Origin of the sequence: Nocardioides sp. HDW12B (genome assembly GCF_011299595.1) — a bacterium.
Lineage (GTDB): Bacteria > Actinomycetota > Actinomycetes > Propionibacteriales > Nocardioidaceae > Marmoricola_A.
Genome location: NZ_CP049867.1, coordinates 3,280,538 through 3,294,023, shown reverse-complemented (window position 1 = coordinate 3,294,023; position 13,486 = coordinate 3,280,538). Strand labels below are relative to the sequence as shown.

Below are 13,486 nucleotides of genomic sequence, written 5' to 3'. Positions count from 1 at the left end.
GACCACACAGACTGTTAGTGAGAGAAGGGAACTCGACATGAGCGGACCCCAGCGCCGTACGGGTGCCGGAGGCGAGCGTCGCGGCAACCGCGACGACCGTCGCGGCGGCCAGGCTGCAGACAAGACCGCCTACCTCGAGCGTGTCGTCGCGATCAACCGCGTCGCCAAGGTGGTCAAGGGTGGTCGTCGCTTCAGCTTCACCGCCCTGGTCATCGTCGGCGACGGCGACGGCACGGTCGGCGTCGGCTACGGCAAGGCCAAGGAGGTTCCGGCCGCCATCGCCAAGGGCGTGGAGGAGGCCAAGAAGGCCTTCTTCCGCGTGCCGCGCGTCCAGGGCACCATCCCGCACCCCGTGCAGGGTGAGAAGGCCGCGGGCGTCGTGCTGCTCCGCCCGGCTGCTCCCGGTACCGGTGTCATCGCCGGTGGTCCGGTGCGCGCCGTGCTGGAATGCGCCGGCATTCACGACGTGCTGAGCAAGTCGCTCGGCTCGTCGAACCAGATCAACATCGTCCACGCGACCGTCGAGGCCCTCAAGGGTCTCGAGGAGCCCGAGGCCGTGGCCGCGCGCCGCGGTCTGCCCGTGGAGGACGTCGCCCCGGCCGCGCTGCTGCGCGCCCGTGCGGAGGTGACCTCCTGATGGCGGACAACGCGAAGAGTCTCAAGGTCACGCAGACGCGTTCCACGATCGGCTGCAAGAGGAACCAGATCGACACGCTGCGGTCGCTGGGTCTCAAGCGGATCGGGCACGTCGTCGTCAAGGAGGACCGACCCGAGGTCCGGGGCATGGTGCAGACCGTGCGTCACCTCGTCGTCGTCGAGGAGGTCGACTGACATGGCACTCAAGGTGCACCACCTGCGCCCCGCACCGGGCGCCAAGACCGCCAAGACCCGCGTGGGTCGAGGCGAGGCCAGCAAGGGCAAGACGGCCGGACGAGGCACGAAGGGCACGAAGGCCCGCAACCAGGTCCCGGCCGCCTTCGAGGGTGGGCAGATGCCGCTGCACATGCGTCTGCCGAAGCTCAAGGGCTTCAAGAACCCCTTCAAGGTGACCTTCCAGGTCGTCAACCTCGACCGCGTCTCGGAGCTGTTCCCCGAGGGCGGCACCGTCGGCGTCGAGGACCTCGCCGCGCGCGGTGCGGTCCGCGCCGGCCAGCCCGTCAAGGTGCTCGGCACCGGCGAGATCAGCACGGCCGTCCAGCTCAGCGCCCACGCCTTCTCGGCGTCGGCCAAGCAGAAGGTCGAGGCAGCGGGCGGCTCCATCACCCAGCTGTGAGGTGACTCCACGCTCGAGACAGGGGCCCTGGCACCGACGTCGCACCAAGCGACCGACCGGAGCCGGGGCCCCTGTTAGGCTCTCCGAGGCGTGCCGCCGTGGGTCGAGGGACCCGTCGCGCGAGGCAGATCGCCCTCGGTGGCAGACACAGGAAATGAGGACTTGGTGCTAGGCGCATTCGTCAACGCGTTCCGCACGCCGGACCTGCGACGCAAGCTGCTGTTCGTGCTCGGGATCATCGTCATCTTCCGTCTCGGCTCCCAGCTCCCCGCACCCGGCGTGAACGTCGCCAACGTGCAGGACTGTGTCGCGCAGGTGCAGAACGACGGCATCTACGGCTTGATCAACCTGTTCTCCGGCGGAGCGCTGCTGCAGCTGACGGTCTTCGCGCTGGGGATCATGCCCTACATCACCGCGAGCATCATCCTGCAGCTGCTGGTGGTCGTGATCCCCCGGCTGGAGACCCTGAAGAAGGAGGGTCAGGCCGGCCAGACCAAGATCACGCAGTACACCCGCTACCTCACCCTGGCGCTCGCGATCCTGCAGGCCACGGGCATCGTGGCCCTCGCGCGCGCCGACCAGCTGATCCAGGGCTGCGCGCTGCCGCTGCTCTACGACGAGGGCATCGCGACGATGCTCATCATGGTCATCACGATGACCGCCGGCACCGCGATCATCATGTGGTTCGGCGAGCTCATCACCGACCGCGGCATCGGCAACGGCATGTCGATCCTGATCTTCACCCAGGTCGTCGCGACGTTCCCCGCGACGCTGTGGGCGCTGCGCCAGGACCGTGGCTGGGCCGTCTTCGGCATGGTCATCCTCATCGGCTTCGTGATCATCGCCGTTGTCATCTTCATGGAGCAGGGCCAGCGGCGGATCCCCGTGCAGTACGCCCGTCGGATGGTGGGTCGCAAGATGTACGGCGGCTCGTCGACGTACATCCCGCTCAAGGTGAACCAGGCCGGCATCATCCCGGTCATCTTCGCCTCGAGCCTGCTGTACCTGCCGGCGCTCGCCACCCAGTTCGACCCCAACCAGGACAACCCGGTGTCCAGCTTCCTGGGCAAGTACTTCACCACCGGGGACCACCCCCTCTACATGGCGGTCTACTTCGCCATGATCGTGTTCTTCACCTACTTCTACGTCTCGATCACGTTCAACCCGACCGAGGTCGCGGACAACATGAAGAAGTACGGCGGCTTCATCCCCGGGATCCGGGCCGGCAAGCCGACCGAGGAGTACCTCAGCTACGTCCTCTCCCGCATCACCCTGCCGGGAGCGACGTACCTCGGTCTGATCGCCCTCATCCCGCTGATCGCGCTGGTCCTCGTCGACGCCAACCAGAACTTCCCGTTCGGTGGCACCTCGATCCTCATCATGGTCGGGGTCGCCCTCGACACCGTGAAGCAGATCGAGAGCCAGCTGCAGCAGCGCAACTACGAAGGATTCCTCCGCTGATGCGACTGATCCTCATGGGCCCGCCCGGGGCCGGCAAAGGCACGCAGGCCAAGGTCGTGGCCGAGCACTTCGGCGTGCCGGCCATCTCGACCGGCGACATCTTCCGCGCGAACGTGGCCGGCCGGACCGAGCTGGGGCAAGAGGCGCAGCGCTACATGGACGCGGGGGAGTACGTCCCCGACGAGATCACCAACGCGATGGTGCGCGACCGGGTCAACCTCCCCGACGCCGAGCCGGGCTTCCTGCTCGACGGCTACCCGCGCACGCTGGCGCAGGTCGACGAGCTCGACGACATGCTGGCCGAGCTCGGCACCAAGCTGGACGCGGCCGTCTCGCTGGCCGCGGACCAGGACGAGCTGGTCAAGCGGCTGCTGAAGCGCGCCGAGGTCGAGGGGCGCACCGACGACACCGAAGAGGTGATCCGTCGGCGCCAGGAGGTCTACAACGAGCAGACCGCGCCGCTCATCAAGGTCTACGACGAGCGCGGGCTGCTGGTCGAGGTCGACGGCATCGGCGAGGTCGACACGGTGACCCAGCGCATCTTCGACGCCCTCGAGACGCAGGACTGACACCCCGGTGTTCCGCGAGCGGGGCATCGAGATCAAGACGCCCGAGCAGATCGAGCGCATGCGCGCTGCCGGCCTCGTGGTCGGCGAGGCCCTCGAGCTGCTGCGCGCGGCGGCGCGACCGGGCGTGAGCACCGGCGAGCTCGACGCGCTGGCCGAGGACCACATCCGCTCACGCGGCGCGGTCCCCTCCTTCAAGGGGTACGCCGAACCACCGTTCCCCGCCAGCATCTGCGCATCGGTCAACGACGAGATCGTGCACGGCATCCCCGGCGAGCGCCTGCTGGTCGAGGGCGACATCGTGTCCATCGACTGCGGCGCGATCGTCGACGGGTGGCACGGCGACGCCGCGACGACGGTCGCTGTCGGCACCGTCGAGCCCGAGGCGCTCGAGCTGATGCGCGTGACCGAGGCGAGCCTATGGCACGGGATCGCGGCCGCCCGTCTCGGGGGCCGGGTGAGCGACATCAGCCACGCCGTCGAGACGTCGGTCCGGGCCGAGGGCCCCTACGGGATCGTGCGCGACTACACCGGCCACGGCATCGGCTCGCAGATGCACCAGCCGCCCTCGGTGCCCAACCACGGCCGTCCGGGGCGCGGGCCGAAGCTGGTGCTCGGCCTGGCGCTGGCCGTCGAGCCCATGGTCACCGCCGGCGCGCAGGACAGCGTCGTGCTCGACGACGACTGGACGGTGGCGACGCTCGACGGGTCCTGGGCGGCCCACTTCGAGCACACCTTCACGCTCACCGAGCGCGGCGCCTGGGTGCTGACCGCCCTCGACGGCGGCCGCGAGCGGCTCGAGGCCCTCGGCGTCCCCTACGGCGGCGACTGACCGGGGCGCCATTTCCGCGCACAAGACCGGTCACGGGACGTGTGAGGTGCTCACGAGTCACATGAGGGCTCTTGTGCGCGGTTCTCAGGGGGTCGAGGGGCGGGCCTAGACTCCACGACGTGGACTACGTGGACTCGATGCTGGACCTGATCGGAAACACCCCGCTCGTGCGGCTGCGCCGGGTGCTCGACGAGAGCGGCCCCGGTGGTGCCGGTGACGCGGCGTCGGGCTCGGCGTCCGAGGACGGGCCGCTGGTGCTGGCCAAGGTGGAGTACATGAACCCGGGCGGCTCGGTGAAGGACCGCATCGCCGTACGCATGGTGGAGGCGGCGGAGGCCTCCGGCGAGCTGCAGCCGGGCGGCACCATCGTGGAGCCCACCTCGGGCAACACCGGCGTCGGGCTGGCGCTGGTGGCGCAGGCCAAGGGCTACCACTGCGTCTTCGTCGTCCCGGACAAGGTCAGCGAGGACAAGCGCAACGTCCTCAAGGCGTACGGCGCCGAGGTGGTCGTCTGCCCGACCGCGGTGGACCCCGACCACCCGGACTCCTACTACTCGGTCTCGGACCGGCTCACCCGCGAGATCGAGGGCGCCTGGAAGCCCGACCAGTACTCCAACCCGGCCAACCCGCGCTCGCACTACGAGACCACCGGGCCGGAGATCTGGCGCCAGACCGAGGGCCGGGTGACGCACTTCGTCTGCGGCGTCGGCACCGGCGGCACGATCAGCGGCACGGGCCGCTACCTCAAGGAGCAGAACCCCGACGTGCAGGTCGTCGGGGCGGACCCGGCCGGCTCCGTCTACAGCGGCGGCACCGGGCGGCCCTACCTCGTGGAGGGGGTCGGCGAGGACTTCTGGCCCGAGGCCTACGACCGTGAGGTCGCCGACCGCATCATCGAGGTCTCCGACGGCGACTCGTTCGCGATGACCCGCCGGCTGGCCCGCGAGGAGGGCCTGCTCGTCGGGGGCTCCTGCGGCATGGCGGCGGTGGCCGCGGTGCGGCTCGCGCACGAGCTGGCCGGCACCGAGGAGGGGCGCGACGCGGTGGTCGTGGTGCTGCTGCCGGACTCCGGGCGCGGCTACCTGACGAAGGTCTTCAACGACGAGTGGCTGGCCCGCTACGGCTTCCTGCCCGCCACCGGCGGCCAGACGGTCGGGCAGGTGCTGCGCGGCAAGGACGACCGGCTGCCCGACCTCGTCCACACCCACCCCGCGGAGACCGTCGCCGAGGCGATCGCGATCCTCCACGAGTACGGCGTCTCGCAGATGCCGGTCGTGCGGGCCGAGCCGCCCGTCGTGGCGGCCGAGGTGGCCGGGTCCGTCTCGGACCGGGCGCTGCTGGACGCGTTGTTCACCAACGAGGCACGGCTGTCCGACGCGGTCGAGGACCACATGAGCGCGCCCTTCCCGACCATCGGCGCCTCGGAGCCGGTCGACGCCGCCGTCGCGGCGCTGGAGAAGGGCGACGCCCTGCTGGTGCAGGAGGACGGCAAGCCGATCGGGGTGCTGACGCGCCAGGACCTGCTCGCCTTCCTCGCCCAGGGCTGAGCACGGGCCGGGACGGGTGAGACCTCTCACGTCACTCACATCACCGGCATTTCGCCCGTTCCGTAGGCCCTCTGGCAGATCCGTGCAAAGGTAGAACGCGTTTCTGCCATCTACTCGGGGTTGAGGTGAGTGCCCACGTGTGGGACTACCTGGTCGACCAGAGGACCGAGCTCCTCTACAGCAGCTATCAGCACGTGTCGTTGGTGGTGCAGTGCGTGGCGATCGCGACCGTCCTCGCCTTCCTGCTCGCCGTCCTCGTCACCCGGGTGCCGGCCCTCGACCCGGTGGCGAACGCCATCAGCTCGATCGGCCTGACGCTGCCCTCCTTCGCCCTCATCGGGCTCCTGCTGCCGCTGGTCGGCATCGGTCCCCGGCCGTCGGTCATCGCGGTGACCTTCTACGCCATCCTGCCGATCCTGCGCAACGCCGTCGTCGGGCTGCAGGGCGTCAGCGCCACCCTCCTCGAGTCCTCCCGCGGCATGGGCATGGGCTCGGTCAGCACCCTGCTGCGCGTCCAGCTGCCGCTGGCCTGGCCGGTCATCCTGGCCGGGGTGCGCACGTCGACCCAGATGTCGATGGGCGTCGCCGCCATCGCGGCCTTCGCCCTGGGCCCCGGCCTGGGCGGCTACATCTACGCTGGTCTCGAGCAGATCGGCAGCGCCAACGCCCTCTACTCCGCGCTCGTCGGCACCGTCGGTGTCATCCTCCTCGCCCTCGTCCTCGACGCCCTGCTGCAGGTGTTCGGTCGGGTCACCACCTCGAAGGGAATCCGTGTCTGACATGACCGCCACCTCCACCGACACCAGCGCCTCCGACCGTCCGGACGACTCCGGCGGTCGCAACGCCGACACCGAGATCAGCGGGGTCGACCTCGAGCTCACCGACGTCGTCAAGAAGTACCCGGGACAGGACTCGGCGGCCGTCGACCACCTGACCCTGCACATCCCGGCCGGCGAGATCGTGATGTTCGTGGGCCCCTCGGGCTGCGGCAAGACGACGTCGCTGAAGATGATCAACCGGCTCATCGAGCCCACCTCCGGCACCATCACCATCGGGGGCGAGGACGTGAAGGGCCGCTCGGTCGACGAGCTGCGCCGTCACATCGGCTACGTCATCCAGGGCGGCAGCCTCTTCCCCCACATGACGGTCGCCCAGAACATCGCGATGGTGCCCAAGCTCCTCAAGTGGGACGGCAAGCGCATCGACGAGCGCGTCGACGAGCTGCTCGACCTGGTCAGCCTGGACGCCAAGAAGTACCGCGACCGCTATCCCCGCGAGCTCTCCGGCGGTCAGCAGCAGCGCGTCGGCGTCGCCCGCGGCCTGGCCGCCGACCCGCCGGTCGTGCTCATGGACGAGCCGTTCGGCGCGGTCGACCCGATCACGCGGCAGCGGCTGCAGGACGAGCTCATGTCGATCCAGGCCGAGCTGCGCAAGACCATCGTCTGCGTCACCCACGACATCGACGAGGCCATCAAGCTCGGCGACCGGATCTGTATCCTGCGCGAGGGCGCGGAGATCGCGCAGTACGACACCCCCGAGAACATCCTGGCCAACCCGGCGAACCGGTTCGTCGAGGACTTCGTGGGAGCGGGGTCGTCGCTCAAGCAGCTGACGCTGATGCGGGTCAGCGACATCGAGCTCCTCGACTGGCCCACGGCCACCGTCGGAGAGTCCAGCGAGGAGGCCGTCCGCCGGGCCAAGGAGGCCGGCGAGCGCTCCGTCATCATCCTCGACAAGAACCGGCGCCCCCGCGACTGGGTGTGGCTGCGCGACCTCGAGGACGCCTCCACCGTGTCCGAGCCCCGGGGCGACGACGTGCTCGGCGTCGACCGCCGGGCCACGCTCAACGACGCCCTCGACGACATGCTGACCTCCAGCCACGCCGGCGCCATCGTGACGGGCCGTCGCGAGGAGTTCCTCGGCGTCGCGTCGTTCACGTCGGTGACGCAGCGGATCCAGAACGTCGGCGACGCCAGCAGCGAGTCCGAGGCGGAGCGCCTGGACCGCGGGACCCCGGCATGAGCGAGGCGACCCGCACCCGCCCCGACGAGGACGCCCCGACGGGTTCCCCCGAGACGGGCGAGCGGGACGAGCTGACGGGGGAGACCGACGTCGCCCCCGAGCGCTCGGCGCGATCCCGGATCTCCCGCGAGCAGGTCATCCTGCTCCTCGGCATCCCCGTGGTCGTCGTGCTCGTGCTGGGAGGATGGGTCTGGTGGCGCGCCACCGCCTCCCTCGACGCGATCGAGAGCCGTCAGCTCGCCTGGGGCACGCTGCTCGACCTCACGTGGGAGCACGTGAAGATCACCCTGGTCACGACCGTGTTCGTGCTCGCGGCGGCCGTCCCGCTGGGGGTGCTGCTGACCCGCAAGGGCTTCGACAAGGCCGCGCCGCTCGTGGTCGGCATCGGCAACATCGGTCAGGCCGCGCCCGCCATCGGCCTCGTCGTGCTGTTCGCGATCTGGATCAACTTCGGCTTCTGGACCGCCGTGCTCGCCTTCACGCTGTACGGCGTGCTGCCGGTCCTGCGCAACACCATCGTGGGACTGCAGGGCGTCGACCGGACCCTCATCGAGGCCGGACGCGGGATGGGCATGTCCGGGCGAGGCGTGCTGCTGCGCATCGAGCTGCCGCTCGCCATCCCGGTGATCATGGCCGGCGTGCGCACGGCGCTCGTCCTCGTCGTCGGCGTCGCGTCCTTCGGCACCTTCGTCGACGCCGGTGGGCTCGGCGCCCTCATCCAGACCGGGGTCGTCCTGTCGCGCAACTCCATCCTCATCAGCGGGGGCCTGCTCATCGCGCTCCTCGCGCTGCTCGTCGACTGGGTGGGTCGCGTGCTGGAGACCGCCCTCCGACCGAAGGGACTCTGAGATGCCACGCCCCCGTGCGACGTACTCCGGCCGCCTGGCCGCGCTGGCCGTGACCGGCTGCCTGGCTCTCGCCGGCTGCGGCCTCGGCACGGCCGCCGGCTTCACCCCGACGGGCAAGCTCGCCGGGCCGGTCGCCGACTACGAGATCGACGGCGCCTCGCTGTCGGTCGGGTCGAAGAACTTCACCGAGCAGCTGATCCTCGGCAAGATCGCGATCATCCTGCTGAAGTCGGCCGGCGCCTCGGTGACCGACCTGACCAACATCCCCGGCAGCGCCAGCGCGCGGCTGGCCCAGGTCGACGGCCAGGTCGACATGCAGTGGGAGTACACCGGCACGGCGTGGATCACCTACCTCGGTGAGACCAAGCCGATCCCGGACCCGGAGAAGCAGTACGAGGCCGTGCGCGACCGGGACCTGGAGGAGAACGGCCTGGTCTGGCTGCCGCCGGCACCGATGAACAACACCTACGGGTTCGCGACGCCGACGGAGACCCTCGACGAGCTCGGCATCACCAAGCTGTCGGAGATCAAGACCCTGCCGGCGTCCGACCGCACCTTCTGCGTGGAGTCGGAGTTCAAGAACCGCGACGACGGCTTCGAGCCGATGCTCGAGGCCTACGACATCCCGCTGGGCAAGGAGGTGCCGGCCGGCAACGTGAAGACGCTGGCCACCGGCGCGATCTACGCCGCCACCGACCAGGGTGACTGCAACTTCGGCGAGATCTTCACGACCGACGGCCGCATCAAGGCGCTCGACCTGACCGTGCTCGAGGACGACCGGGACTTCTTCCCGGTCTACAACGTCGCCCCGGTCTTCCGCGAGCAGGCCCTCGAGGACGACCCCGACATCGAGAAGCTCTTCGCGCCGGTGGCGGAGAAGCTCGACGACGAGACGCTCATCGAGCTCAACGCCCGGGTCGACGTCGAGGGCCAGGACCCGACCGACGTGGCCCTGGACTGGCTGAAGTCCGAGGGCTTCATCGCCTGACGGGCGCGGGAACGTCGGTTTCCCCAGGTATGTCGTGAAACTGACGCTCCCCACGGCGGCCGGAGCGTGGGGAGTGCCGGTCTGCCGTTGGGAGCTGCGGTCAGAGGTACGCCGAGAGGGGCGCCGGCACGTGCCGACGCCCCTCCCGTGCCCTCAGCCGGCGTAGTGCGAGTGCCGCACCTCGGCGCTCGCGGCCGAGCAGGTGCTGGTGGACTCGCCCTGGGTCACCGTGCGCTCGACGACGCTGGCACGGTACGTCGCACGCACGTCGGCCGTGACGAGTCGGTAGCGACCGGGGTTCTCGCCGCCGCTGGTCCGGTCGACCCCGACACGCACCCAGCGCGCGGAGCGGGCGTCGTACCGCTGGACGAGGACGCGCTCGTCGACGACGCAGCGCCGCGGGCCGTCCTCGACGCTCAGCCGACCGGACACGACCAGCCGGTCGTCGCCGCGCTTCGCGGTGTCACGCGCAGAGACGGTGATCGAGCGTGCAGCTACCGGCGCGGCGGTGACGGCGGGGGTGTAGCGCTCGACCGAACTGACCCCGGCGAAGGTCGCGTTGTCGTAGCCGCCAGCCACCAGGACCGTGCCGTCGTCCAGCGCGACGGACGTGTGGAGCGACCGGTCGCCGTTCATCGCGTCCACGGTGCGCCAGGTGCTCGTCGCGGTGTCGTAGACCTCGACCGAGGTGACCGGCAGGTACGCCTCGCTGCTCTCCCCGCCGGCGACGAGCACGTCGCCGTCCGTCAGAGCCACCGCGGTGTGGTAAGTGCGGGCCACGTCGAGCGAGTCGGTGGCGGTGAAGCTGTTGGTCCCGGGCGAGTACACCACCGCGGACGCCAGAGGCGCGCTGCCCGAGCTGGTGCCACCGGCCAGGAGCACCCGTCCGTCGTCGAGGCGCGTGGCGGTCTGGCTGTCGCGCGCTCCCGGCATCGGCTCGGTGGAGGTCCACGCGTCGGTGAGCGGGTCGTAGACCTCGGCGGTGTCGACCGCGGTGCCGGCGTTGCCGACCCCGCCAGCCACGAGCACGCGGCCGTCGGTGAGGAGGGTGCCGGTGTGACCGATGCGGGGCTGGGACATGGGGGCCACGTTGGTCCAGCTGTTGGTGATCGGGTCGTAGATCTCGGCCCGCGTCTCGCGACCACCGGTCACCGCGTTGCCGCCGACCACGAGGACGCGCCCGTCCAGCAGCCGGGTGGCGGTCTGTCCGCCGTAGAACCTGCTCGCCGGGGCGGTCGTCGACCACGTGCCGGTCGCGGGGCTGTAGACGTCGCCGGTGCTCGGGGGGCTGCTGACGCCGGAGAACGACTCGCCGGCGAAGACGAGGACACGTCCGTCGAGCAGCGGGGTCGCGGTGGCGTCGATCCGGAAACGGCTGAGGGACGGGACTGCTGCCCAGGCATCGGCGGTCGGGTCGTAGACCTCGGCGCTGCGGGTGGAGGAGCCGGATCCGGAGATCCCCCCTGCGACGAGGACCGTGCCGTTCGGGAGCGGTGCCATGACGTGCCGCTCCCGCGCCTGGGCCATCGGGGCCACCGTGACCCACTCGTCTCCCGCGGCGGCAGCCGACCCGCTGGGGACCGCGGCCGCGGCGAGCGAGAGCCCCAAGGTCGCGGCCAGGGCGCCGAAGCGCCTCCGGGCAGGGTGGGATGGCGTGCGTCTGAGCATGTCGAGCCTCTCCGAGCCGTCGCCGACGTCCCGAGAAGCGAGGGGAGAGGCGGACTCTGCGTCGTGACCGCTGCGGGGGTCGGCGGTCTGCTCGGAGCGTAGGGGCCGCACGACTGCCGCGAGGACCTTTGGCCGGGCGCTGACCGAACGGTCAGTCACCTCGACAGCGGTCGGTCGTACGCCGCCGCCGGTCCACCGCCGTCCTTCCGTAGGGTTTGCCCGGTGGACGACCTGACGCTGACGACGCTGGCGCTGCTCGGGGTCGCAGCGCTGGTCGCCGGGTTCGTCGACGCCGTGGTCGGAGGCGGTGGGCTCGTCCAGCTGCCGGCGTTGCTGCTCGGCCTGCCCGGCGCCAGCCCCGTGCAGGTGCTGGCCACCAACAAGCTGGCCTCGATCTGCGGCACCACGGCCAGCTCGATCACCTACTACCGGCGGGTGCGCCCGCACGCCGCCACGTTCGTGCCCCTGATGCTGCTGGCCTTCCTCGGCTCGGCGCTCGGGGCCCTGGTCGCCTCGCAGATCCCGGAGGAGGCGTTCAGCCCGATCGTGCTCGTCGTGCTCGTGCTGGTCGGCGCGTGGGTGCTGTTCCGTCCGTCGGTCGGCGAGGCGACCGCGCTGCGGTTCTCAGGTCACCAGCACACGGCGGTGGCGATGGCCGCGGGCTTCGTGGTGGGTCTGTACGACGGCGCGCTCGGGCCCGGGACCGGGTCGTTCTTCGTCATCGCCCTCGTGGGACTCATGGGCTACTCGTTCCTCGAGGCGTCGGCCAAGGCCAAGATGGCCAACTGGGCCACGAACCTGGCGGCCCTCGTGGTGTTCGTGCCGCAGGGCGCGGTGCTGTGGGAGGTCGGCCTGCTCATGGGAGCGGCCAACATGCTGGGCGGCTGGATCGGCGCGCGGACCGCGGTGGCCCGCGGGTCCCGCTTCGTCCGGGTGTTCTTCGTCGTCGTGGTCTCCGCCTTCATCGTCCGTATCGGTGGCGAGGTGCTGGGGCTGTGGGGCTGAGCGCGGACTCCTACCGGGTGCTCGCCGGGCCAGCGAGCGGCGAGCTCGAGGAGAAGCGGTCCCGATTCGTGTGCCTGCTCGAGCGGGTCGCCACGGAGGACGAGGCGCGGGCCGTGGTGGCGACGGCCCGTCGCGACTTCCCCGACGCCCGCCACCACTGCTCGGCGTACGTGCTGGGCAGGGGGGTGGTGGAGCGGTCCTCCGACGACGGTGAGCCGTCGGGCACCGCGGGGGCGCCCATGCTCGAGGTGCTGCGCGGCGCCGGCCTCGGCGACGTGGTGGCCGTGGTGGTGCGCTGGTTCGGGGGGACGCTGCTGGGCGCAGGTGGCCTGGTGCGCGCGTACGGCGACGCGGTGCGGTCGGCGCTCGACGAGGCAGTCGTGGTGGAGCGGAGGCGGCTGGCGCTGGTGACGGTGACCGTCGAGCACGCCGACGCCGGGCGGCTGGAGAACGACCTGCGTGCCCGAGGCGTGCGCGTGCAGGACACGGCGTACGGCGAGCGGGTCGTGCTCACCCTCGCCGTGCCGCCGGGGTGGCCGGTCGACGACGAGGTCGCCGCGCTCACCGCAGGATCGGCGGTCGTCGCGCCGGCGGGTGAGACCTGGGTCGACCTCAGCTGAGGACGATCCCCAGCTCGACCAGCGTCAGCAGCACGACCGCCGACGTCAGCAGCAGACCGACGCGTCCGCCCCGGTCGCGGCGCCGCGCCTCGACCCCGGCCAGGGCCGCCATGACCGCGGCGAGCCCGAGGAGGCCCAGCACCACGCCCGGGGCGTGACCGGACGTCAGCCGCAGCTGGAGCAGGGCGAGGGTGACGATCGCCAGCGAGGTCCGCTGCCAGGCCATGACCGTCCGCTCGGCGAACCCGCTGGCCGCCTCGCTCATCGGACGACGAGCACGAGCAGGACGGCGCCGACGGCGAGCAGCCCCAGGCTCACCACCCCGGCCGAGACCGGCGGCGGGATCGACTGGTGGCGGCGCATCGCCCGCTCGGATCGCGCCCACCGGAGCCAGGCGGTCAGGGCGCTGATGAGGCCGAGGCCGAGGAGGAGGCCGGCGACGAGCCGGCGTACGCCGGAGGAGAGGTCGAGGTCGACCACGTCGACCGCGACACCGGCGGCCAGGAAACCGAGCGAGGTGCGGATCCACGCCAGGAAGGTGCGCTCGTTGGCCATCGTGAAGCGCGCGTCGGGGTCGTCGCCCTCCTCGTAGACCCAGCTCGGCCAGCGTGTCATGCCCGTCAGCGTAGGGCCCGCACCGGCGGGCAGGATGGCCG

At 71.0% G+C, this 13,486-nt stretch carries 16 protein-coding genes; 13 read left to right on the top strand and 3 right to left on the bottom strand.

Translation table 11 applies throughout. The features are described 5' to 3' along the window. The first annotated feature begins 37 nt into the window (after positions 1–37). The 11 genes from rpsE (at position 38) to G7072_RS15325 (ending at position 9,537) form a co-directional block, all read left to right on the top strand. The gene (gene rpsE / locus G7072_RS15375) at positions 38–637 is read left to right on the top strand and encodes a 30S ribosomal protein S5 (RefSeq protein ID WP_166087869.1); all 600 of its coding nucleotides are present in this window, start codon (positions 38–40) and stop codon (positions 635–637) included. Then, positions 637–831, top strand: a complete 195-nt coding sequence (gene rpmD / locus G7072_RS15370; RefSeq protein ID WP_166087867.1) for a 50S ribosomal protein L30 — start codon at positions 637–639, stop codon at positions 829–831. Before rpsE ends, rpmD begins: the two co-directional genes overlap by 1 nt. 1 nt (position 832) lies before the next feature. Continuing rightward, a complete protein-coding gene (gene rplO / locus G7072_RS15365; RefSeq protein ID WP_166087865.1) occupies positions 833–1,273 on the top strand; it encodes a 50S ribosomal protein L15 in 441 nt (146 codons plus the stop codon). A gap of 165 nt (positions 1,274–1,438) precedes the next feature. Next, complete coding sequence (gene secY, locus G7072_RS15360; RefSeq protein WP_166087863.1) at positions 1,439–2,734, top strand: preprotein translocase subunit SecY; 1,296 nt, start codon at positions 1,439–1,441, stop codon at positions 2,732–2,734. After that, the gene (locus tag G7072_RS15355; RefSeq protein ID WP_166087861.1) at positions 2,734–3,303 is read left to right on the top strand and encodes an adenylate kinase; all 570 of its coding nucleotides are present in this window, start codon (positions 2,734–2,736) and stop codon (positions 3,301–3,303) included. The genes secY and G7072_RS15355 overlap by 1 nt, the downstream gene beginning before the upstream one ends. A 7-nt stretch (positions 3,304–3,310) precedes the next feature. After that, positions 3,311–4,132: a type I methionyl aminopeptidase gene (map, locus tag G7072_RS15350; protein ID WP_166087859.1), complete on the top strand. Its 822-nt coding sequence runs from the start codon at positions 3,311–3,313 to the stop codon at positions 4,130–4,132. A gap of 119 nt (positions 4,133–4,251) precedes the next feature. After that, positions 4,252–5,679, top strand: a complete 1,428-nt coding sequence (locus tag G7072_RS15345; RefSeq protein WP_166087858.1) for a cystathionine beta-synthase — start codon at positions 4,252–4,254, stop codon at positions 5,677–5,679. 125 nt (positions 5,680–5,804) lie between these two features. Further along, entirely contained in the window at positions 5,805–6,458 is a 654-nt protein-coding gene (locus G7072_RS15340) for an ABC transporter permease (RefSeq protein WP_240916980.1), read from the top strand. 1 nt (position 6,459) lies between these two features. Continuing rightward, positions 6,460–7,701, top strand: coding sequence for an ABC transporter ATP-binding protein (locus G7072_RS15335; protein ID WP_166090254.1), 1,242 nt, complete (start codon positions 6,460–6,462; stop codon positions 7,699–7,701). Continuing rightward, a complete protein-coding gene (locus G7072_RS15330) occupies positions 7,698–8,549 on the top strand; it encodes an ABC transporter permease (protein WP_166087857.1) in 852 nt (283 codons plus the stop codon). Before G7072_RS15335 ends, G7072_RS15330 begins: the two co-directional genes overlap by 4 nt. Position 8,550: 1 nt before the next feature. Then, positions 8,551–9,537, top strand: coding sequence for a glycine betaine ABC transporter substrate-binding protein (locus G7072_RS15325; RefSeq protein WP_166087854.1), 987 nt, complete (start codon positions 8,551–8,553; stop codon positions 9,535–9,537). Positions 9,538–9,690: 153 nt separating this feature from the next. Here the strand turns inward: G7072_RS15325 and G7072_RS15320 are convergent, their stop codons facing one another. Continuing rightward, on the bottom strand, positions 9,691–11,205 hold the full coding sequence (locus G7072_RS15320) for a kelch repeat-containing protein (RefSeq protein ID WP_166087852.1): 1,515 nt from the start codon (positions 11,203–11,205) through the stop codon (positions 9,691–9,693). A gap of 222 nt (positions 11,206–11,427) precedes the next feature. Between G7072_RS15320 and G7072_RS15315 the strand changes: the two genes are divergently transcribed. Both G7072_RS15315 and G7072_RS20270 read left to right on the top strand, forming a co-directional pair. Next, positions 11,428–12,210: a TSUP family transporter gene (locus tag G7072_RS15315; RefSeq protein ID WP_166087850.1), complete on the top strand. Its 783-nt coding sequence runs from the start codon at positions 11,428–11,430 to the stop codon at positions 12,208–12,210. Then, positions 12,207–12,830: a YigZ family protein gene (locus G7072_RS20270; protein WP_166090252.1), complete on the top strand. Its 624-nt coding sequence runs from the start codon at positions 12,207–12,209 to the stop codon at positions 12,828–12,830. Before G7072_RS15315 ends, G7072_RS20270 begins: the two co-directional genes overlap by 4 nt. Here G7072_RS20270 and G7072_RS15305 read toward each other — a convergent pair. Both G7072_RS15305 and G7072_RS15300 read right to left on the bottom strand, forming a co-directional pair. Further along, complete coding sequence (locus tag G7072_RS15305) at positions 12,823–13,095, bottom strand: DUF202 domain-containing protein (RefSeq protein WP_166087848.1); 273 nt, start codon at positions 13,093–13,095, stop codon at positions 12,823–12,825. The two genes, G7072_RS20270 and G7072_RS15305, sit on opposite strands and share 8 nt — an antisense overlap. Next, the gene (locus G7072_RS15300; protein WP_166087845.1) at positions 13,092–13,445 is read right to left on the bottom strand and encodes a DUF202 domain-containing protein; all 354 of its coding nucleotides are present in this window, start codon (positions 13,443–13,445) and stop codon (positions 13,092–13,094) included. The genes G7072_RS15305 and G7072_RS15300 overlap by 4 nt, the downstream gene beginning before the upstream one ends. Positions 13,446–13,486: the final 41 nt, after the last annotated feature.